This window comes from Shimia sp. (assembly GCF_022448905.1).
Lineage (GTDB): Bacteria > Pseudomonadota > Alphaproteobacteria > Rhodobacterales > Rhodobacteraceae > Shimia.
This window is the reverse complement of record NZ_JAKVCW010000013.1, coordinates 72,757-94,262: the sequence shown is the minus strand read 5'-3', so window position 1 is coordinate 94,262 and position 21,506 is coordinate 72,757. Positions and strand designations below refer to the sequence as shown.

The following is a 21,506-nucleotide window of genomic DNA, read 5'->3' as shown; positions in this document are numbered from 1 at the left end:
TCCCTCCAAAATTATGTTTCGGTGTTGGAGAGATTTCGCGTTTCCCTTTTGGTTCTGTCGAAGTTCGCGCTTCATCTCTTGAACCAAAGATGGGGTATGTGAATAGACTTCACTTAAGAATTTGAGACAGGGTTTTCAGCAGATGCGCCAAAGTAGCACGACGCTTAAAATAGTGTCTCATCGGATGGGGTGGTTGCTAAAACGTCCAGCGGACGCCAGCGAGAAAGGCCATGCTGTCTTCATACTGTGCCGAAGAGTCAGTGTATTCGTATCTGCGAAGGAGCGCATAAAGATCGATCTTGGGTGATTTTATTTTTTGCACCACCGCGATCCCGTAGGAGCGGCTGGAACTGAAGGACACGGGAGATGAGCGGTTTTGATAGATGCTGTCGCCCTCGTAGATGTCAACGGAGATGGCGGTTTGCCCCAAGTCAAACCAGCGGCCAATGTAGCCGAGTTTGCCGTAGTAATAATGTGCGCCACTGCTCTCGTGTCCAGTTGCCATGGTGATGTTCCAGCCGCTGGGGCGATGCAAGATGGAGCCGGAGGCGATAAAAACGTTGGGACGCTCTTCTATCCAACGCAGCGCGCCGCCTGCACGGACACGAAAGTTGCCGTGATCCCCATCGTATCGCAGGGACGTGTCTGCATAGAGTTGATCGTCGTTATAGGAGAGGACCTCCTGTCCTGCAGCAACGACAAAGCGCCAGCCGTTCGTGATTGGCGCATCGTATCTCAGCCGCAGGCGGCGGGAACTGCCCATTGAGCGAAAGGCCTGTTTGATCCGTTTGTTGTCGGGGGTGTTTGCGCCTAGCGGAACCAGCAGTTGCCCTCCGGCGGCATCTTGCACCGGGGTTCCTGCAACTACAGTTGTAAGCGACAGGTCCAGACCGGTGATGCCGTCCGCGGACATGGCGCCCTGTCCGATGGTGAACCGGCCATAGGTGTCGTGCACGAAACCAACCTCAAGTTTGCGAAGTTGTGTGCGGTCAAACTCGTAGTCGTCGTCGTGTGGGTCGTTGCGGTTGACGACATTGGTTTCTTTCCATTTTAGTGCAATTTCACCGCGCGCGTGCAATCGCCAGCCGTCGCTGAGGGGCGTGTCATAGGTGGCGCCGATCCTGGAAACGGATTTTGAGTTGTCGACAAACCAATAGGTGTTGTTGGTTGGGCCATCATCATAGCTCAGCACACCGCGGTTTATTTGGCCATAGAACGTGACGCCCTGTGGAGGCGTGTCACTTTGTTGGGATACCGCGGGATTGGCGCCGCAGAACAGAGCCATAAGTCCAAGAGCTGTGATGTTTTTGTGCACGGGCCGCCCTCCTAGAGGTATCAGAAGGGATTGGGGGCTGCGTTTCAAGTATTTGCTGGACCGACTGGGCGCGAGCGCGTTGGTCCAGCAACAGAATACTGATTTCTTGTCACTAAAGTGCTTGCCATGCAGCGTTGCATTTGGACGACTGTTGGCAGGCGTGAATGAAGCGCATCCCCGCGAGGCCATCCTGTAGTCCCGGAATATCTCGAGCCGCACCATGCTCGCCTGACAATTCGCGAGCGATGTCGCGGTAGAGGGTGCCGAAGGCCTCCAAATAGCCCTCCGGGTGACCTCCTGGCGTACGTGACACGGCGTTTGCAACGTCATTTGCGCCTACACCGGCACGGGTAATACGTTGTTCGACACCGCCGATGGGTGTGAAGATCAACTGATTGGGATTTTCCTGCTCCCAAAACAGCCCGCCCTTGGTGCCGTGAATGCGCAGTTTCAGCCCGTTTTCTGTTCCAGTTGCCACCTGGCTGGCAAAAATGGAGCCGCGGGCACCGGAGGTGAAACGCAGCATGATGTTGGCATTGTCGTCCACCTGCCGCCCGTCGACAAAGCTGCTGAGGTCCGCGGCGAGATGGCTGGCCTGTTCGCCAACGACAAAGGTCGCCAAATGGTATGCGTGGGTGCCAATGTCGCCAATTGCGCCTGCGCCTCCGGTGCGCGCCGGGTCGGTGCGCCAGGCTGCCTGAACGTTGCCGGGATCTGCGGGGCGGGAGAGCCAGTCTTGCAGGTATTCTGCATGAACCAAACGGACGTCGCCCAATTCACCGGTTTCGACCATCGCTTTGGCTTGTCGGATGAGGGGGGACGCACTGTAGTTGTGGGTCAAGAAAAAGCGTGCGTCGTTCCCGCCGCAGTCCTGCGCAAAGGCTTCTGCCTGCGCCAGGTCGGTGGTGAGCGGTTTGTCACAAATGACGTGGATGCCGGAAGCCAAAAAGGCGCGTGCGATTGGCAGGTGCATATGGTTGGGGGTGACTATGGACACCGCGTCGATGCCGTCTTCGCGAGCGCTCTCAGCAGTTGCCATGTCTTCAAACGAGCCATAGCTGCGTTCCAGTCCTAAAGAGTCTGCGCTGCGCTGCGCTTTCTCGGGTGTTGAAGACAGACAGCCCGCCACCAAGTCCCAATGCCCGTCCAATCGGGCGGCCATGCGGTGCACGGCGCCAATAAAGGCGCCTTCGCCGCCGCCTACCATACCAAGTTTCAGCTTTTGCATCTCAACTCCTACAGACCAAGTAGCGCGCGCGTGTCATCGCGGCTCAATCCGCTGTCGGCGAAATCGTCAAACGCCTTTTCGGTCACGTTGATGATATGATCTGCGATGAAGGGCGCGCCTTCGGCGGCGCCCGTGGCGGCATCCTTCAGACAGCATTCCCATTCCAGAACAGCCCAGCTGTCGTAGCCGTATTGCGCCAGTTTGGAGAAGATGCCATTGAAGTCGACTTGACCATCACCAAGAGACCGGAAGCGCCCTGCGCGCTGCAACCAAGGCTGATAGCCGGAGTAAACGCCCTGACGGCCATCGGGGCGGAACTCGGCGTCTTTCACGTGATAAGCGGTGATCCGTTCGTGATAGATGTCGATGAAGGCGAGGTAGTCGAGTTGTTGCAGCAAGAAGTGACTGGGGTCGTAGTTGATGGTGCAGCGTTTGTGACCGTCTAATCGATCAAGCAGCATTTCAAAGGTTGCGCCGTCAAAAAGGTCTTCGCCGGGATGCAATTCAAACGCGATGTCTACACCGGCCTCCTCGTATGCGTTCATGATGGGCAGCCAACGTCGCGCGAGTTCGTCAAACGCTTCCTCAATCAATCCTGCCGGCCGCTGTGGCCAAGGATAGAGATAGGGAAAGGCCAGAGACCCGGAGAAGCTGACAGACGCGGTTAGTCCCAAGTTCTGAGAGGCCTTCGCCGCTTTAAGCAACTGGTCATGCGCCCACTCTTGGCGCGCTTTGCCATTGCCGTGCACTGCAGAAGGTGCAAACCCATCAAATTGTTTGTCGTATGCGGGGTGGACTGCAAGCAGTTGACCTTGGATGTGGGTTGAGAGTTCGGTGACTTCCAACCCGCGATCGGCCAACATGCCGGTGAGTTCGTCGCAATAGGTTTGCGACGAAGCCGCCGTGTCGAGATCAAAGAGCCGAAGGTCCCCAGAGGGTATCTGAAGCCCTTTGTAGCCTAGCCCCGACGCCCAATCCGCAATGGCTTCCAACGAGTTGAACGGTGCTTCGTCAGAGGCAAATTGCGCGAGGAACAGGCCAGGACCTTTGAGATTTGTGGGCATCAAGTTTCCTCCAGCTCCATGATCGCAAAAGCATCGTCCGCTCCGAACGGCGCTGGGCGGTCACAAGTGCTTTGGATCGCGACGGTCTGTCCGCTGTCGCCTGACTGTAAGATCGCGCCCATGACCTCGACCACATGGAGGGCCAACTCGTTGTTGCAGCGATGTTGACGTCCGTCCCGGATGGCGGCGGCCATATCTGCCAAGCCCGCGCCGCGGTAGTTGGCATTGTCGCCGTCATTGGGTTTGGAGAACGGGTGGCCGGAGGAAATCAGCGCTTCATCATCGTCGCTTCGGACAAGGCGGAGTTGGCCTCCGAAGAAGTTGGGGTCCGGCACATAGAGTGTGCCGTCGAGACCATAGATTTCCATGTTGTTGTGCTCATGGGATTTGACATCCCAGCTGGTGCCGTAGCTGATAATCGCCCCATTTGCGAACTTCAGGATCGAATGCACGGTTGTTGGTGTTTCCACAGGAATTTGTTCGCCGTTGCGTGGACCACAGCCGATGGTGCGGTGGCTGCGCGGTGTGCTGCTCATGGCCGTCACGCTTTCGACAGGTCCGAGCAACTGAACCAGATTGGTCACGTAGTAGGGGGCTAAGTCGAAAATTGGACCCGCTCCAGTTAGGAAGAAGAAATCCGGATTTGGATGCCAATGCTCCATACCGCCGCTCATCACGTGGATGGTGCCCGAGGTCACTTGGCCAATCTCGCCGTTGTCCAAAATCTCTCGCGCTTTTTGGTGGCTCCCGCCCATAAACGTGTCAGGTGCGGAGCCAATGCGCAGGTTGCGAGCTGCGGCCAGTTCAGAAAGCGTGGCGCCTTCTTGTGCGGTCAGCACAAAAGGCTTCTCGGAGTACACATGTTTGCCGGCTTTCAGAATTTCGCTCGATACCTCAAAATGCGCTGCCGGAATGGTCAGGTTGACCACAATTTCAATTTCCGGGTCGGCCAGGAGTTCTTCAATGCTCAAGGCACGCAAGCCAAACTCGGCAGCCCGTGCCTCGGCGGCGTCCGGATTCAAGTCGGCGCAAGCGACAACTTTGTAGTCTTTGAAAAACTGTCCCATGCGCATGTAGGTGGTGGAGATGTTGCCGCATCCGATGATGCCAGCTTTCACTGCGGTTGCCATGATCAAATGTCCTTTAGGTTGGCCATAGAGACAGATGCAAAACGCACGGCATCGCTTGGATTGTCCTGTTCTGCGACCAGAATGGCGTTGGGGGCTTGATCGCGGATTTGACGGATCAATCCGGGCCAATCCATCACGCCTTCCCCAATGTCGGACCAGCCGTCTTCATCAAGGCCTTCTCCTTCCTTGGCGATGTCTTTGACGTGGATTGCGACAAGGCGGTCTGCGTGTTTGGCGACAATCGGCGCTGGGTCCAGGCCTGCTCGCGCCACCCAGCCAAGGTCGGCTTCCCAGCCGATGTCCGGCGCGGTTTCCAGGATAATATCCATTGGATAGCTGCCGTCCGGCAGCGCTTCATATTCGAAGTCGTGGTTGTGCCAGGAGAATGTCTTGCCAGCTGCGCGCACTTTTGCGCCGATCTCGGACAGTTCTTTGGCAAACGCTTGCCATCCGGCTTTGTCGGTGGGCCGTGCTTCGGCAACGAGATAGGGGACGATCACGTGTTTGATGCCGAAACTGTCCGCAAGCATCATGACTTCGTCAAAGTTGTCGCGTAGGTCGTCGATGCCAAAGTGGCCACTTGGCATGGTCAAGCCATTCGCAGACATGGCTTCAGCAAAAGCGTCCGGGTCGCCATAAACGCCACCGTAGCCCTCCACACTGGTGTAGCCGAGTTCGGCAAGATTTGAGAGAAAGGCTTCTTGGCTCGCGACATTGCGCGAGGAGTACAGTTGGAATGAAAAGCTCATGAAAGTCTCCAGAAATGAGCGTCAAAGACGGTTTTCAGTTGATTTGTCAAAGAGGGATCCTTGAGCGGGATCAAAGCCGATTTTGAGCGTATTGCCGGCTGCCACGGTGGCTTTTCCGCTCATGCGGAAGCGGAATGGCGTCCCTGCAAGTGTGGTATAGATCAGCGTGTCTGAGCCCATCGGCTCCACCAGTTCCACAGTGATTTCAGCAGTGAAGGGCTGTTGATTTACGTCTGTTCCAGTGATGACGGACTCTGGGCGGATGCCTAGCCAAGCCGGACGCGCCGTCAGCACGCCCTGCGAGGCGTCATATCCCGTGAGTGGGAAGTGTATGTCTGCGGACAGGAACTCACTACCGCCATCGGTAATGGAGCCCTCAAAGAAGTTGATCGTGGGAGATCCAATAAAGCCTGCCACATATTTGTTGGACGGACGGTTGTAGACTTCTGATGGGCTCGCGATCTGTTGCACAACACCACCGCGCATGATGGCAATACGATCGGCGAGGGTCATGGCCTCGACCTGATCGTGCGTCACATAGATCATCGTATTGTCGAGCTTCTGGTGCAGGAGCTTTAGTTCCACCCGCAAGTCCGCGCGAAGTTTGGCATCCAAGTTGGACAGCGGCTCGTCAAACAAGAACACGTCCACATCGCGTACCAAAGCTCGACCAATTGCAACCCGTTGGCGTTGCCCGCCGGACAAAGCGGCAGGCTTGCGCTTTAGCAATGGCTCGATTTGCAAGATTTCAGCGGCGCGGGCCACACGTTTGGCGATTTCCGGTTTTGGAACTTTGGCGTTTTTCAAACCAAACGACAGGTTTCCTTCTACCGACATCTGCGGGTAGAGTGCGTAGGATTGGAACACCATGCCGATGCCGCGCTCGGAAGGTTCTTCCCAGGTGACATTGCGGCCGCCGATATGGATTTCACCGTCCGTGATATCGAGCAGACCCGCGATGCAGTTCAGCAAAGTGGATTTGCCGCAGCCAGAAGCCCCAAGAAGTACCAGAAACTCTCCTTCCTGGATGTCGATGTTGAGTTTGTCCAAGACGCGCACGGCGCCAAACTCAAGGGTGAGATCTTTTACGTTAACGTTGGTCATAGTCAGCCCTTTACTGCGCCAGCCGCGATGCCGCGCACGAAGAGTTTGCCGGAGGCAAAGTAGATGATGAGAGGGACAAGGCCGGTGAGCATGGTTGCGGCCATGTTGACGTTGTATTCTTTGACGCCCTGCACCGAGTTCACGATGTTGTTGAGCTGCACCGTCATTGGATAAGTGTCGGGCTTTGTGAAGATCACGCCAAAGAGGAAATCATTCCAGATGCCAGTCACTTGTAGGATGATCGCCACAACAAAAATTGGCAGCGCCATTGGCAGCATGATCTGGAAGTAGATCTGCCAGAACCCTGCGCCGTCCACCCGTGCTGCCTTGAAAAGTTCTTCGGGCACCGAGGCGAAGTAGTTCCGGAACAGAAGGGTCAGGATCGGCATGCCAAAGATCGTGTGCACAATCACCAGCCCCCAGATGCTGCCCATCAGACGGATTTTGGTGCCGGTGATGGCGTAGAGGATGTCCCCGCTTTCCCGCAACAGGATCACAATGGGATAGATCATCACCTGATAGGGAATGAAGGCGCCAAAGATGAGGATTGTGAAAAACACCTCCGAGCCTTTGAACTTCCACAGCGACAGCGCGTAGCCGTTGACCGAGGCGATGGCGATGGAGATCACAACGGATGGCACGAGGATTTGCACTGAATTCCAGAACCCGCGAGATAGGCCGTCACAGTTGATGCCGGTGCAGGCTTCTGCCCAGGCTTTAACCCAAGGCTCAAACGTGATTTCCACTGGCGGCGCAAACACGTTGCCCAAGCGTATTTCCGGCATGCCTTTCAGGGACGTCACAACCATCACGTATAGTGGCAGCAGGTAGTAGACCGAGGCCACAAACAAAGTGCCGTAGAGCATAATGTTGGTTGGGGTTAGGCGCTTGCGAGGTTTTTTTCCTCGTGGTGTTGCAGTGGCGTTTACGGTTGCATCAGTCACGGCGCTTGCCTCCGAATTCGAGATAGGCCCATGGGATCAGCACAACCAAAACCGAGAGCAGCATCATGGTGGAGGCTGCGAAGCCTTGGCCAAGGTTTTGAGCTTGGAACATTTTTTCTATGACGTATTTGGCGGGCACTTCTGAGGCGATGCCTGGTCCGCCGGAGGTCTGCGCCACGACGAGGTCGTAGACTTTGATGATCCCGGCGGCGATCAGCACCAGCGCGGTTACAAAGATCGGGCGCATCATCGGGATAATAATGAAGATGTAGGTCTTCCAAACCGGGATGCCTTCAACGCGAGAGGCTTTCCAGATGTCCTCGTCAATGCCGCGTAAGCCAGCTAGCAGGATCACCATGATGAAGCCTGAACCTTGCCAAATGCCTGCGATCAGGATGCCGTAGATGACGATGTCGGCATTGTTGAGCGGGTCAAATGTGAAGCCTTCCCAACCCCATTTTTGAATGACACCCTGGATACCAAACTGCGGGTTGAGGATCCATTGCCAAACAAGGCCTGTCACAATGAAAGACAGCGCGAAAGGATACAGAAAGATGGTACGGAAAACGCCTTCGCCGCGGATTTTGCGGTCTAGAAGGGCGGCCAATGTGAAGCCAATCACAAGGCTCAGCACTAGCGAGCAAATGCCGTAAATCGCGAGGTTTTCGATGGACACCAACCACCGACGGGTGCTCCAGAGGCGCTCATACTGGTCTAAGCCAACCCATTTGTCTGGCGCGGGCAGCAATTTGGATTTGGTGAAAGAGTGGTAGATCGTCCAGATCGTGCAACCAATGAAAACCACAAGTGCTGTGAAGATCATCGGGATTGAGGCGAGTTTCGCCGTCATGTTTTTGAAAAGGCGGTTTGGTCGCTTGGAGGTTGTCCTAGGGGACACCACTTGCGCACCATCAGTCACAGCCATGGCTCAGGTCTCCAGCCTAATGTGCCAAGAGGTTTGGCTTCATTAGGTCGTTTGGGGAAATTGGGGCAGCGGAGAGTGACGGAGCCCGAAGTTTCGGGCTCCGTGACCATCTTAATCCGCTTCGGCGATGATTTCGGCGTATTTCGCCTGAGCATCCGCTGCGGAGTAGGACGGATCATTCCAGAACTCGACCATCAGGTCTTCGATCTGGCCTGAGGTGTCGGCAGACAAGACCTGATCACCGGACTGCAGGATGTTGCCGCTTGCGAGGATCTCCAGACCCTTTTTCATGCAGTCGTTCGCAGAGGCGAGGTCAATATCGCCACGCACTGGCAGCGAGCCTTTCTTCAGGTTGAAGTTGACCTGAACTTCTGGGCTCAGAAGTAGCTTGGCCAGCTCTTTTTGCGCCGCTTCAATTTCAGGATCGTCCTGCTTCGGGAAGTAGAAGGCGTCACCGCCGGTGGAAATGATTTCATTCACACCCAGACCTGGCAGACAGGTGTAATCCTGGCCTGCAACTTGACCGGCAACTTGGAATTCACCCTGAGCCCAGTCCCCCATGACCTGTCCACCCGCTTGGCCAGTGATCACGAGGTTGGTGGCTTGGTTCCAATCTTGAACCTTGGAGTTCGCCGCCATAGCACGCGCTGCAGCTGCGGCTTCAAATACTTTGGCCATCTCGGGGCCCGCTGCGGCTTCGGCGTCTTTGTTGACGTTGATTTTGTTCCATAGATCTGGGCCACCCACAGCCACATTGATCACGCCAAAGGCGCCGGAGGATTGCCATGCTTGTTGCCCCATGGCGAGTGGGATTTTGCCGGCGGCTTCAAGCGCAGGGGCGGAAGCCACAAACTCGTCCCAATTCGAAGGTACGTCGATGCCTGCATCTGCATAGGCTTGGTGGCTCAGCCATATCCACTGCCAGGAGTGGATGTTCACTGGTGCGCAGTAGATTTTACCGTCCACTGTGCAGCTGTCGAGCAGTGACCCTGGATTTACGATGTCTTTCCAGCCCTCAGCTGTGGCCACATCGGTGAGGTCCAGCATCAGCCCAGCTTCGATCAGCTCCTCTGCCTGGCGCCCATGGTTCAGCTGCGTTGCGTGCATAGGGTCACCGCCAATGATGCGGCTGACAATGATTGGACGGGCTGTACCGCCGGAGCCTGCAATTGCGCCATCGACCCAGGTGTTACCCGTGGCGTCAAAAGCTTTGGCAAATTCAGCAACGGCAGCCGCTTCACCGCCAGAAGTCCACCAATGAGTGACTTCCAGTTCTGCGGCAGAAACGGCTCCAGCAGCGCAAAACGCAACTGCAGCAGTGGTAGCTTTGTAAAAGTTCATTCTTTCCTCCCTTTTTCGGCGCTATCGCCGTGTAATCGATTACATTTCCTCCCGAACATCTCTGCAGTCCAAGCGTCCTCTGCTAACAAAAGGAATGGCATTGACAGTGATGTGTAATCGATTACATAACGGTAGCCCCGCCGCGAGCGGTGAGTCAATAAATAATTCGAGTCGCAAAAATAATAATGAAAACCTCAAAGCCCAAAGTTGTTGATGTTGCCCGAATGGCAGGGGTGTCCACCGCAACTGTCAGCCGTGTTTTAAATGACCCCTCGGTTGTGTCAGAAGCGACCAGAGAGGCTGTGCTAAAAGCCGTTAAAGACACGGGATACCGGGTCAATCGCGCTGCAAGAAACCTAAGAACAAATACCTCTCGGACGGTTTTGGCACTGGTCCCAAACCTGTCCAACCCTTTCTTTTCGAACATCCTTTCTGGATTGGAGCGAGAGCTGAGTGCGGCGGACTACAGCCTGCTCGTGACGGACAGCGGCGACGTACAGTTAACGGCTGACCAGATTCAACGCTACATTGCAGCGGGGCAGGCGGATGGCTTGGTCATTCTGGATGGGAGCATCGATTTAAACGAGCTTCAAATGGTGCAATCAGCAGTGCCCCCAGTACCCATCGTTTTTGCCTGTGAGTGGGTGGAAGGTTTCTCTGGCCCGTCGGTGCGCGCCGACAATGAGGCGGGGATTCGCATGTTGGTGCAGCATCTTTGGCAGCAGGGTCATCGCAGGTTTGGTCATGTTGCTGGCCCGGACACCAACGTGCTTTCCCATCGTCGCCAGAATGCATTTGAACAAGCCGTTCAGGACTGCGGCGGAGAAATCCAGCATGGTTGGATGTTGCCGGGAGATTTTTCCATTGCGGCAGGCAAAGAGGCCGCTGCGCGTGTGGCGGCAATGCGCGATGGCCCAACCGCTTGGGTCTGCGCCAGTGATCAAATTGCTTTCGGCCTGATTGCCGGTTTGACAGAGGCCGGCATCAAGGTCCCAGACGATGTTTCTGTTACTGGGTTTGACAACATTGAAATGACCGAGGTGTTTAACCCACCGCTTACGACGATTCACCAGCATCGCAATAAGATGGGCAATGAAGCTGCGCGCTGTCTGTTGCAGCTTTTGCGGGGCGGACAACCCAGCCAAGCTGCTCCGACTGTCATGCCGGTGTATCTGGTGGATCGTCAAAGCACCGGGCCTGCGCGGGAAAAGGCACAAGCCTAGACAGTACGTTTTATCCGCCGGTGTGACTCATGTGGCGCGACATCTGCCCGTCCACAACTTGACGGGAATAGTCGAAATCGTGCCCCTTAGGTTTCAGCGCGATGGCGGCGCGAATGGCGTCCTCAAGCGCAGCGTCGCTTTCGCTGCCGCGCAAGGCCCCCCGCAGATCGGCCATGTCTTCTTGCCCCAAGCACATGAACAACTGGCCGGTGCAGGTCAGGCGCACGCGGTTACAGCTTTCACAGAAGTTATGGGTCATCGGGGTGATGAAGCCGATTTTCTGACCGGTTTCTTCGAGACGCACGTAGCGGGCAGGGCCGCCGGTGCGCTCGGCGAGATCGGTCAGGGTGTAGCGCTCTGCCAGTCGGCTGCGCAGATCATCTAGAGACCAATATTGGTCAATGCGGTCCTCATTGCCCAGATCGCCCATCGGCATCACCTCAATCCAGGTCATGTCCATGTCGCGCTCCGCGCACCACTCAGCCAAGGTGAAGAGCTCGTCCTCGTTAAATCCCTTAAGTGCCACCGCATTGAGCTTAATACGCAGGCCAGCTGCTTGGGCGGCATCAATGCCACGCATCACTTGTGCAAGACGCCCCCAGCGCGTTATGTCCGCAAACTTCTGTTCATCAATGGTGTCGAGAGAGATGTTCACTCGACGGACACCACAAGCATAAAGCTCTTCAGCGAAGCGCTCCAATTGAGACCCATTTGTTGTCAGAGTCAGCTCTTTCAGCGCACCGCTGTCCAGATGTCGCTTCATGCCTTTGAAGAAGGTCATGATGTCACGCCGTACCAATGGCTCACCACCGGTAATGCGCAGCTTTTCTACTCCCAGCCTGATGAAAGTGGAGCACATACGATCCAGCTCTTCGAGCGTCAGAAGTTCCTTTTTGGGGAGGAACGTCATGTTTTCCGCCATGCAATAGACACAACGGAAGTCGCATCTGTCTGTGACGGAAACACGCAGGTAAGACACTGCGCGGTGAAACGGATCGATCAAAGGTGCAGTCATACTGCATTGGTAGTGGTCAAAATCCAGATGGGCAAGGGCGCCTAAAGTTGTAGCCGCAAAACATCTTTGTGAACGTAGGTGCTCATGTCCGGACAACAATTTGGCTAGTCTAAGCGCTTACTGGCTTCCTTCACTGCAAATGGCTTCATGCCGTCGGCATGTTTGTTCAGAAAGGCGCGGACGCGCTCTGGGTCGTGTTTCGACAGATCGCGCAGCCACCAGCCAATCGCCTTTTGAATAAACCAAGTGTGATCAGTGACATAGCTTGCGGCCCAGCCCAGAATGCGGTCGCGGGCTTGCAGCTCCTCCGGCTTGGGGTGGTTTTGCTTTGTCCACGGCAAGGTGATGACCAAGGCTGCCCGGCGAGTCCACATGTGTTCGGAAGTGGTCCAGGTCTCAACTTGGTCCAGCCGCGTCGGATCGGCGACCACACGCTTTTGGCCTGCCATACAGGCGTGGTCCGCAATGGCCCAACTGTCAAAATCGGCGGTCCAACTGGCGATCAGTTCCCAAGCCGCTTCGTCCGGGCGTAGGCGAGCTTGGGTGAGGACTTTTGACGCAGCAAGGCGGGCTTCAAAAATGTTAGTTTGCCACAGGTTGGAGGCAAGCTGAACGCGCTGCTCTACGTTAAGCGTTTGACGCCAACTTTTGGTGATATCGTTGAGCGCAGGATTTGGGATGCCCAGAACCTGACGCGATTGTTTGTGATAGGCCGCCATGCCTTCGGCGCGCCCAGGTTCAATCAGCGCCTCAAGGGCGGTTAGGGCATCCTGAAGCTGCATCATTCCACCGTTACGGATTTGGCGAGATTGCGTGGTTGGTCCACGTCCGTGCCTTTGGCAACCGCCGTGTGATAGGCCAGCATTTGGGCCGGAACCGCGTAGAGGATCGGGGACAGAATATCAGACACCTGTGGCATCTGGATTGTGTCCCAGGTGCCTTCAGCCCCGTCCTTCAGGCCATGGCTGTCCGTAATGAGGAGCACTTTGCCCGCGCGGGCCATCACTTCTTGCATGTTGGAGATCGACTTGTCGTATAGCTCATCATGCGGGGCCAGGACCACCACAGGCACATGTTGGTCGATCAATGCAATCGGGCCGTGTTTAAGCTCGCCTGATGCGTAAGCTTCGGCGTGAATGTAGCTGATTTCTTTGAGTTTCAGTGCGCCTTCCAACGCGAGGGGGAACATACGGCCGCGACCCAAAAACAGGATGTCTCGCGCTTCTGCCAGCTTGGCTGCGACCTGTGCAATTTGAGTTTCGGAACTTAAGGCTTGGTTCACCAGTCCGGGCAATGCACGCAGGTCAGACAGATGCGCCTCTAGCGCCTCGGAGGTGAGGCGCCCGCGATCATTGGCCGCTTTCAGTGCAAGGACCAAAAGAACACTCAATTGGCAGGTGAAGGCTTTGGTCGAGGCCACGCCAATCTCTGCACCCGCTAGGATCGGCAGCGCCAAATCACTCTCGCGGGCAATGGAGCTTTCGGCTACGTTCACAACCGACACTATTTTCTCTGCTTTGCCAGCGCAGTAGCGCAACGCGGCAAGCGTGTCCGCGGTCTCACCAGACTGAGAGACAAACAGCGCAACGGTGCCTTCGGTGATCGGCGGTTCGCGGTAACGGAATTCGGAGGCCACGTCGACTTCTACGGGAATGCCTGCGATTTGTTCAAACCAGTATTTGGCGGTTAGACACGCGTAGGAGGCAGTGCCGCAAGCGACCATGACGAGTCGGTTAACCGTGGCGAAATCGATGTCACCACCGGGGAGAGTGATTTCGGTGCCGTTATTAGGCAGGTAGTGGCGAATGGCTTCACCCAGAACGGTGGGTTGCTCGGCAATTTCTTTGGCCATGAAATGCTTGTGCCCACCTTTGTCGACCTGAGTTTGATCGATGTTGATGGTCTTGCACTCACGCTGCACTTCGTTGCCGTTCAGGTCGCGGATGGTGAGGCTATTGCGCGTCACAACGGCGCTGTCGCCTTCCTCAAGGTAAGTGATGCGATCGGTGAGCGGGGAGAGCGCGATTGCATCCGATCCGACAAACATCTCGCCATCGCCGTGGCCGATGGCCAGCGGGGAGCCCTTGCGGGCTGCCACGATCAAATCTTCCTGGCCCTCGAACAGAAAAGCCAGCGCAAAGGCACCTTCTAATTGAGAGATGGTTTTGAGAGCTGCGTCAACAGGTTGTAGGCCGGATTGCATGTGGCTTTGCGCCATCAATGCAATGGTTTCAGTGTCGGTTTCGGTGACAAAGGAGATGCCTTTTTCTGCAAGCTCAGCGCGCAACTCGCGGAAATTCTCGACAATGCCGTTGTGTACCACGGCAACTGGCCCGGCTTGGTGCGGGTGCGCGTTTGTTACGCTGGGCGCGCCATGGGTGGCCCAGCGGGTGTGGCCGATACCGGACTTGCCGCGCAGTGGTTCATGCACCAGCAGGTCGGAGAGGTTCACAAGCTTGCCCACCGCGCGACGACGATCCAGAGTTCCGTCGTTCACGGTTGCGATGCCGGCGCTGTCATATCCGCGATACTCAAGCCGTTTTAGGGCTTCCACCAGAATAGGTGCGACTTCGTGGTTGCCAAGGACCCCAACAATTCCACACATTATTTGCTCTCCAATGCGCGTTTTTGTTTTTTCTTTTTTAAGATTTCGAACAACTTTCGCGCGACACCAGGTTTTGTCTGCTGCTCTGCGCGTGCGATGGCCAAAGCGGCCTCAGGGACGTCTTTGGTGATCACCGAACCGGAGCCAGTCATCGCTTCGTTGCCTACACTCACCGGAGCCACCAACATGGTGTTGGACCCGATGAAAGCGTTATCGCCAATGGTTGTGTGATGCTTCATCACGCCATCGTAGTTGCACGTAATGGTGCCCGCGCCAATGTTGGTGCTCGCACCTAAGGTGGCGTCGCCAATGTAGGACAGGTGATTGACCTTGGTTCCTTCGCCAACTTCGGCGTTTTTGATTTCTACAAAGTTACCGACATGCACGTTTTCGGAAAGTTCTGCGCCCGGACGTAGACGTGCATAGGGGCCAACGGTGGCGCCGCGCGAAACGTGGCACCCTTCCAGATGGGAGAAGGCACGAACGCGGGTGCCGGATTCGACAGTGACGCCTGGGCCAAAATAGACGTTTGGTTCAATGAGCGTGTCGCGACCGATCACGGTGTCAAAAGACAGCATCACCGTGTCCGGTTGCTGCAATGTGACACCCAGTTCCATCAATTCCTGACGGGCATTGGTCTGGAACACGGCTTCCGCTTCTGCCAAATGTGCCCGTGAGTTGATGCCAAGCGTTTCGCTTTCATCGCAAGAAACAGCTGTCACCCCAAGGCCACGTTTGCGGGCCAATCCCACTGCGTCTGTCAGGTAATATTCCCCTTGCGCGTTTTGCGGGGTGATCTCGTCAATCAGCGAAAACAATGTGGCGCGATCGGCCAACATCACACCGGAATTACAGAAGGTTACGGAACGTTCCTCATCAGACGCATCGGCAAACTCGACTATTTGGTCGAGCTGATCGCCTGACATGATAAGCCGACCGTATTTGCCTGGGTCTGCTGCCTGAAAGCCGAGCACGACAACGGCATTTTCGGCTTTGGCCGCCACCATTTTTCCAAGTGTTTCCGCGCTGACAAATGGCGTGTCCCCAAAGAGGACAATCACATCGCCATCAAAGTCCTGGAGGGCGTCGCGGCAAACATCGACGGCATGCGCGGTGCCGTTTTGCTCTTTCTGCTCCACCACGACTACATCTTCGTCAAACTCTTTGGCAGCGGTTTGCACCGCGTCAAAGCCGTGACCGGCCACAACCACGGTTCGGGTTGGCGACAAGGCGGCGCCCGCTTGCATGGCATGGACCAGCATCGGCGCGTTTGCGATTGGATGAAGAACCTTCGGCAGGTCAGAGTTCATCCGTGTGCCTTTGCCTGCGGCGAGGATGACAAGTGCGATGCTCATCTGATTTCTCTTTTATTTCGATTGTGCCCGTTTTATCCGAGTGCAGGAAGGGTGCAAGGCCAAGGGCCATCAATTCAGGTTGCGCCTTGTAACAGCCGTGCGCGGGAACTCGCGCAGGCGGCAGGGAGCACGACATGAAGACCGTAGTTTTTGATTTAGACGGAACCCTGGCGGACACCAGCGGTGATTTGATTGCGGCGGCCAACGTTTGCTTCCGCGACATGGGGCACGGCGATGTTTTGTCAGTGGAGGCCGACGCTGGTGTTGCATTGCGTGGGGGGCGGCGCATGCTGACCGAAGGGCTGACCCGGCTTGGGGCCATGGATGAGGCCGTGATCGTAAAGTATTACCCTGTTCTTTTGGAAGCTTACGGCGGCGCAATTGCTGAGCACACAGTCATGTATGACGGTGCGATGGACGCAGTCGAGGTGCTCAAGTCTCAAGGATACGGCGTTGGCATTTGCACAAACAAGCCAGAGGGATTGGCGGATCAGCTTCTGCAAGCGCTGGGTGTTCGGGAGGCCTTTGGCGCGTTGGTTGGAGCAGACACCTTACCTGTGCGCAAACCGGATCCTTTGCCGTTGGTGGAAACGGCGAAGCGGTTAAACGGCGACCCGGCGCAAACCTTGCTTGTTGGTGACAGCGATACGGATAGGAGTACAGCAAGAGCGGCGGGTGTTCCGAGCGTTTTGGTGACATTTGGCCCAAGCGGCGAAGATATGGCGGCGTTGGAACCGGAAGCCCTATTGCATGACTACGAGGCGTTGCCACAGGTTGTTGCCGCGTTGATTGGGCGTAACCCTTCCTGAAATTCGGATGAGGCTATTTGCCTATATCCTAGCTTGGCTAGAGAGATTGAGATTACTGATATGAGCGAGACATTCACCGGGAACTTCACGCAGCAAGAACCAATCTCTGAAGAGGCTATTGACGCTGCAGTTGCGGTTATGCGGAGCGGGCGATTGCATCGTTATAACCTGTCAGAAGGCGAGCTTGGTGAAGTTTCGCTGCTTGAAGAGGAGTTCGCGGCCTTAGTGGGTAGCAAATTCTGTCTGGCCGTTGCTTCCGGGGGCTACGCACTGGCTTGCGCGTTGCGGGCCATGCAAGTGAAACCCGGAGACCGTGTGCTGACAAACGCATTTACACTGGCGCCCGTGCCAGGAGCGATTGCCAGCGTTGGTGCGTTCCCGGTTTTTGTCGGTGTCACTGAAGGTCTGGTCATCGATCTAGACGACTTGAAGGCCAAAGCGGATCAAGCAGATGTGCTCATGCTGTCGCACATGCGGGGGCATATTTGTGACATGGATGCCTTGATGGCGATATGTGATGCGCACGGCATCAAGGTGATCGAGGATTGTGCTCACACGATGGGTGGCGGCTGGAAAGGTGTGGCGTCGGGCCGCCATGGCGCTATGGCGTGTTATTCCACCCAGACCTACAAACACATCAACTCAGGTGAAGGTGGGTTCCTGATCAGTGATGATGAGGAGTTGATGGCGCGAGCCGTGATGCTCTCCGGCAGTTATATGCTTTACGAACGGCATGGCGCGGCACCGTCTGCGGATGTTTTCGAGCGGGTTAAGTACCATACTCCAAACGTCTCTGGCCGCATGGATCATCTGCGCGCCGCCATTTTGCGGCCTCAGTTACGGAACCTGGACGCGCAAGTAGACAACTGGAACGCGCGGCATGACATCTTGTTGGCTGGGTTACGGGACACCCCAGGTTTGACAGTGGTTGAGCGGCCGGAAGGGGAAGCCTACGTCGGAAGTTCCATTCAATTTCTGTTGTTGGATTGGACCGAACCGCAGATCGGCGAGGCCTTGCGCCATTGTGCTGAGCGCGGTGTCGAACTCAAGTGGTTTGGTGGCGCGGAGCCGGTGGCCTTCACATCCCGCTACGACAGTTGGCGCTATGCGCCGTCTGAGGCGATGCCTGCAACTGACCGCATCCTGAAAGGCATTGTGGATATGCGAATCCCGCTGACGTTTTCAGAGGCGGATTGCGCTTTGATTGCGCGTATCATTCGGGCGGAAATCAGCGCGGTGTTTCAAGCGGGTTGAACCCGCCTCAAAGTATGTCGAGCGCTGCTTCAGGCGGACGGCCCAGAGCGGCTTTGCCGTTGGCCAATACAATTGGGCGCTCGATTAGCCTTGGGTTTTCCGCCATCGCTGCGAACAAAGTGGCGTCATCGTCGGAATTGGACAAACCCAATTCTTTGAACAAGGCTTCTTTCGGGCGCATCATGTCGATCACAGGCACGTTCAGTAGCGCTTGCACTTCGGTGAGTTCGTCCAAGCTTGGGACATCCTCAAGGTAACGGCGCACCGAGACCTCCCCCTTGGCTTCCATCAATGCGAGGGTTTGGCGCGATTTGGAGCAGCGCGGGTTGTGCCAGATTGTGATCATAGCCAGTCCTCTCGTTTGCTTCCAACGGCCTCGGTCACATTGGTGAAGCCGTCCTTTTGCAGCAGTTTATCTAGGTCCCGAATGATGGTTTCTGCCAAGGAGAAGCCGCCATAAACCAATGCCGTATAGAGTTGTACCGCGCTCGCACCGGCGCAGATTTTTGCATAGGCTTGCTCGGCAGAGCCAACCCCGCCAACGCCCACCAGTGGGATTAAGCCGTTAGTGAGTTTAGACAGCTGCGCCAGAACTTGAGTGGATTTCTCAAACAGTGGGGCACCAGACAGGCCACCCGCCTGATCTTTGTCCGCACTTTGCAGCCCTTCGCGGGACAGCGTCGTGTTAGTGGCGATGATGGCATCCAACTGGCTTTCCGCTGCCACTTCAGCGATTTCCGCCAGTTCGTCGTGGGTCAGATCAGGGGCGATCTTGAGGAAAACCGGGATTTTGCGCTCAAGAGTGTCCCGTGTTTCCATTACACCTGCAAGGAGTGCGGATAGGGCCGCTTTGCCTTGCAAATCCCGCAGTTTCTCAGTGTTGGGGGAGCTGACGTTGACGGTTGCAAAGTCCAGATGCGCGCCGCAATGCGCCAGTACGCGGGCGAAGTCGTCGGCCCGGTTCTCGCTGTCTTTATTTGCTCCCAGGTTGAGACCAATGACAGCGTTGCGTGGACGCTTTGCAATACGCGTGCCGATCGCCTCCATCCCGTCGTTGTTAAAGCCAAACCGATTGATGGCGGCTTTGTCTTCGGACAAGCGGAACAGGCGGGGCTTTGGGTTGCCTGCTTGAGGACGAGGCGTTGCGGCACCAACTTCTACAAAGCCAAAGCCGGATTTGGCAAGCGCATCCAATGCGGTGGCATTTTTGTCAAACCCCGCAGCTAGGCCAACTGGGTTGGGCAAATCGAGGCCTGCGAGAGAGGTTTTGAGGCGCGGCGAGGTGATCTCGCCCGGCGCATTGCCCAGGCCCATTTCCAGAGCTTTCAGAGCCATGCCGTGAGATTTTTCCGGGTCCATGCTGCGCAGGACATTCATGCCAACAGTTTCAAGGCTGCGTTTCAGGCTCATGAAAGCACTCCCGCCGGGAATTCGTGTGTGCCGTCAACTAGCGGCAGGGGCTGAGCCCAAGTCACATCGGTCAGGCGCAGCTCGCGATAAAGGTGCGGGAACTCTGCGCCTCCACGGGAGACCTCCCACTTCAGATCATCGCCCATCGGGTCGCTTTCACAGGCCAGCAAGAAAAGGCCTTCCTCACCTGCAAAGTGTTTTGCAGCGGTTGCGGCGGCTTGCGCGGCGGTGGAGAAATGCACGTAGCCATCGGCCACATCAACGGGCGCGCCAACGGAGTGCCCTTCGGCCCGCAGCGCCGCCCATTCGTCGGAGCGGAATATCTTGAAGATCAGCATGGCCTGCTCATGCAACGGACACGGCGCAAGGTCAAGCGCGACACGGATTGTTAAATCTTTGACATTTGAGCCGATTAAACGGCACGATATTGACTGAACGATAAAAAAGAGAGGGGATTCTCCATGATTACTCGACTGATGACAGGGGCGGCAGCACTGGCGCTCACAGCTGGATTTGCGGCTGCGGATTACACATTGAACGTTATTCACATCAACGACTTGCACAGCCGTATCGAGCCGATCAACAAATACGACTCGACTTGCAAAGCTGAGGACAATGCCGAAGGTAAGTGCTTTGGCGGATACGCACGCGTTGCCACCAAGATCGCGCAGCTACGTGAGGAGCTGGCCGGTCAAAACGTTGTCGTTTTGGACGCAGGCGATCAGTATCAAGGTTCTCTGATGTACACCACCTATAAGGGTGATGTGGAAATCGAGATGATGGAGAAGATCGGTTTTGACGTCATGGCCGTGGGCAACCACGAGTTTGATGATGGCCCAGAAGGCCTGTTGAAGCTGGTAGAAGGCGTGTCCTTCCCTGTGATCTCCGGCAACCTCGATGTATCGCAGTCCAACATTCTGGCGGGCAAAGTTGGCAATCACGTTGTTCTGGAAGTGGGTGGCGAAAAGATTGGGATTATCTCTGCGCTGGCGACTGACACGGCAGAGACGTCCAGCCCAGGTGAAACAGTGATTTTCCAAGATGAAATCCAGTCTTTGCAAGCGGATGTAGACGCGCTGACTGCAGAGGGCGTGACCAAAATTATCGCGCTGAACCACGTAGGCGTGAACAAAGACATGGAAATTGCTGGCGCGGTGACCGGTGTTGATGCGGTAGTTGGCGGCCACTCTCACACCAAGTTCTCCAACACCGAAGAAGGTGCGATGGCGTACCCAACCATGGTGGGTAATGTGCCCGTGGTACAAGCCTACGCTTACTCCAAATATGTTGGACATCTGGTTCTGACCTTTGACGACGCAGGTAACGTGACTGCGGCAACCGGTGACACCATCCTGCTGGATGCGTCGGTGCCGGAAGACGAGGCCATTGTCGCGCGCGTGAAAGAGCTTGCCGGTCCAATTGAAGAGATGAAATCTCGCGTTGTAGCGTCTACCGACGCTGCGATTGATGGCGACCGCGGTTCTTGCCGGGCTGGTGAATGCGCCATGGGCAACCTGATTGCGGACGCCATGCTGGATCGTGTGAAAGATCAAGGCATTGAAATCGCTATTCAAAACGGTGGCGGCATCCGCGCTTCCATTGATGCGGGCGAAGTGACCATGGGCGAGGTGCTAACAGTACTCCCGTTCCAGAACACGCTCTCCACCTTCCAAGTGACTGGCGAAACCATCGTGGCCGCATTGGAAAATGGCGTGAGCAAGCTTGAAGATGGCGCAGGCCGGTTCCCACAGGTTGCGGGCATGACCTACACATTTGATGCTTCCGCAGAGGCGGGCAGCCGTATCAGCGAGGTGATGGTCGGCGGTGCGCCAATTGATCTTGCCAAAACCTACGGCGTTGTATCCAACAACTATGTGCGCAACGGCGGTGACGGCTACAAAATGTTCCGTGACGCAGAAAACGCCTATGACTATGGCCCTGACTTGGCAGATGTGACTGCAGAGTACATCGCCGAGAAAGGTGCAGCCGGTGCAGTTTTGGACGGTCGTATCAGCAAGAAGTAAGTACTTGCTTG

Annotated in this window: 20 protein-coding genes; 4 read left to right on the top strand and 16 right to left on the bottom strand. The window is 56.1% G+C overall.

Annotated elements, in window-relative coordinates; all coding sequences use genetic code 11:
* Window positions 1–196: 196 nt before the first annotated feature.
* From MK208_RS15790 to MK208_RS15750, 9 genes are all read right to left on the bottom strand, one after another.
* The gene (locus MK208_RS15790) at window positions 197–1,315 is read right to left on the bottom strand and encodes a porin (RefSeq protein ID WP_294118292.1); all 1,119 of its coding nucleotides are present in this window, start codon (window positions 1,313–1,315) and stop codon (window positions 197–199) included.
* Window positions 1,316–1,427: 112 nt separating this feature from the next.
* Window positions 1,428–2,543, bottom strand: coding sequence for a Gfo/Idh/MocA family oxidoreductase (locus MK208_RS15785; protein WP_294118291.1), 1,116 nt, complete (start codon window positions 2,541–2,543; stop codon window positions 1,428–1,430).
* Between the two features lie 8 nt (window positions 2,544–2,551).
* Window positions 2,552–3,607 carry a sugar phosphate isomerase/epimerase gene (locus tag MK208_RS15780; protein WP_294118290.1) on the bottom strand — a complete coding sequence of 352 codons (1,056 nt, stop codon included), beginning with the start codon at window positions 3,605–3,607 and terminating at the stop codon, window positions 2,552–2,554.
* Window positions 3,607–4,737, bottom strand: coding sequence for a Gfo/Idh/MocA family oxidoreductase (locus MK208_RS15775; protein WP_294118289.1), 1,131 nt, complete (start codon window positions 4,735–4,737; stop codon window positions 3,607–3,609). Before MK208_RS15775 ends, MK208_RS15780 begins: the two co-directional genes overlap by 1 nt.
* Before the next feature lie 2 nt (window positions 4,738–4,739).
* Window positions 4,740–5,486 carry a sugar phosphate isomerase/epimerase gene (locus MK208_RS15770; RefSeq protein ID WP_294118288.1) on the bottom strand — a complete coding sequence of 249 codons (747 nt, stop codon included), beginning with the start codon at window positions 5,484–5,486 and terminating at the stop codon, window positions 4,740–4,742.
* Between the two features lie 21 nt (window positions 5,487–5,507).
* A complete protein-coding gene (ugpC, locus tag MK208_RS15765) occupies window positions 5,508–6,590 on the bottom strand; it encodes a sn-glycerol-3-phosphate ABC transporter ATP-binding protein UgpC (protein WP_294118287.1) in 1,083 nt (360 codons plus the stop codon).
* 2 nt (window positions 6,591–6,592) lie between these two features.
* Window positions 6,593–7,534, bottom strand: a complete 942-nt coding sequence (locus tag MK208_RS15760) for a carbohydrate ABC transporter permease (protein ID WP_294118286.1) — start codon at window positions 7,532–7,534, stop codon at window positions 6,593–6,595.
* A complete protein-coding gene (locus tag MK208_RS15755; RefSeq protein ID WP_294118284.1) occupies window positions 7,527–8,384 on the bottom strand; it encodes a sugar ABC transporter permease in 858 nt (285 codons plus the stop codon). The genes MK208_RS15760 and MK208_RS15755 overlap by 8 nt, the downstream gene beginning before the upstream one ends.
* Before the next feature lie 186 nt (window positions 8,385–8,570).
* Complete coding sequence (locus MK208_RS15750; protein WP_294118282.1) at window positions 8,571–9,800, bottom strand: ABC transporter substrate-binding protein; 1,230 nt, start codon at window positions 9,798–9,800, stop codon at window positions 8,571–8,573.
* A gap of 185 nt (window positions 9,801–9,985) precedes the next feature.
* Here MK208_RS15750 and MK208_RS15745 point away from each other — a divergent pair, with 185 nt between their 5' ends.
* Complete coding sequence (locus tag MK208_RS15745; protein ID WP_366011204.1) at window positions 9,986–11,023, top strand: LacI family DNA-binding transcriptional regulator; 1,038 nt, start codon at window positions 9,986–9,988, stop codon at window positions 11,021–11,023.
* Window positions 11,024–11,033: 10 nt separating this feature from the next.
* Here the strand turns inward: MK208_RS15745 and moaA are convergent, their stop codons facing one another.
* The 4 genes from moaA to glmU all read right to left on the bottom strand — a co-directional run bounded on the left by moaA (window position 11,034) and on the right by glmU (window position 15,998).
* The gene (gene moaA, locus MK208_RS15740; RefSeq protein WP_294118280.1) at window positions 11,034–12,038 is read right to left on the bottom strand and encodes a GTP 3',8-cyclase MoaA; all 1,005 of its coding nucleotides are present in this window, start codon (window positions 12,036–12,038) and stop codon (window positions 11,034–11,036) included.
* A 104-nt stretch (window positions 12,039–12,142) separates the two neighbouring features.
* Window positions 12,143–12,820 carry a DNA alkylation repair protein gene (locus MK208_RS15735; RefSeq protein WP_294118346.1) on the bottom strand — a complete coding sequence of 226 codons (678 nt, stop codon included), beginning with the start codon at window positions 12,818–12,820 and terminating at the stop codon, window positions 12,143–12,145.
* Complete coding sequence (gene glmS / locus MK208_RS15730; protein ID WP_294118279.1) at window positions 12,820–14,643, bottom strand: glutamine--fructose-6-phosphate transaminase (isomerizing); 1,824 nt, start codon at window positions 14,641–14,643, stop codon at window positions 12,820–12,822. Before glmS ends, MK208_RS15735 begins: the two co-directional genes overlap by 1 nt.
* Complete coding sequence (glmU, locus tag MK208_RS15725) at window positions 14,643–15,998, bottom strand: bifunctional UDP-N-acetylglucosamine diphosphorylase/glucosamine-1-phosphate N-acetyltransferase GlmU (protein WP_294118275.1); 1,356 nt, start codon at window positions 15,996–15,998, stop codon at window positions 14,643–14,645. Before glmU ends, glmS begins: the two co-directional genes overlap by 1 nt.
* Window positions 15,999–16,132: 134 nt before the next feature.
* Here glmU and MK208_RS15720 point away from each other — a divergent pair, with 134 nt between their 5' ends.
* Window positions 16,133–16,807 carry an HAD-IA family hydrolase gene (locus MK208_RS15720; protein WP_294118273.1) on the top strand — a complete coding sequence of 225 codons (675 nt, stop codon included), beginning with the start codon at window positions 16,133–16,135 and terminating at the stop codon, window positions 16,805–16,807.
* Between the two features lie 60 nt (window positions 16,808–16,867).
* Entirely contained in the window at window positions 16,868–18,061 is a 1,194-nt protein-coding gene (locus tag MK208_RS15715; RefSeq protein WP_294118272.1) for a DegT/DnrJ/EryC1/StrS family aminotransferase, read from the top strand.
* A gap of 7 nt (window positions 18,062–18,068) precedes the next feature.
* Here MK208_RS15715 and arsC read toward each other — a convergent pair whose 3' ends face one another.
* From arsC to MK208_RS15700, 3 genes are read right to left on the bottom strand one after another with little or no spacing between them, the layout of a single operon-like run.
* Entirely contained in the window at window positions 18,069–18,407 is a 339-nt protein-coding gene (arsC, locus tag MK208_RS15710; RefSeq protein ID WP_294118271.1) for an arsenate reductase (glutaredoxin), read from the bottom strand.
* Window positions 18,404–19,471: a quinone-dependent dihydroorotate dehydrogenase gene (locus MK208_RS15705; protein ID WP_294118270.1), complete on the bottom strand. Its 1,068-nt coding sequence runs from the start codon at window positions 19,469–19,471 to the stop codon at window positions 18,404–18,406. Before MK208_RS15705 ends, arsC begins: the two co-directional genes overlap by 4 nt.
* Window positions 19,468–19,809 carry a DUF952 domain-containing protein gene (locus tag MK208_RS15700; RefSeq protein WP_294118269.1) on the bottom strand — a complete coding sequence of 114 codons (342 nt, stop codon included), beginning with the start codon at window positions 19,807–19,809 and terminating at the stop codon, window positions 19,468–19,470. Before MK208_RS15700 ends, MK208_RS15705 begins: the two co-directional genes overlap by 4 nt.
* 123 nt (window positions 19,810–19,932) lie before the next feature.
* Here MK208_RS15700 and MK208_RS15695 point away from each other — a divergent pair, with 123 nt between their 5' ends.
* On the top strand, window positions 19,933–21,495 hold the full coding sequence (locus MK208_RS15695; RefSeq protein WP_294118268.1) for a 5'-nucleotidase C-terminal domain-containing protein: 1,563 nt from the start codon (window positions 19,933–19,935) through the stop codon (window positions 21,493–21,495).
* Window positions 21,496–21,506: the final 11 nt, after the last annotated feature.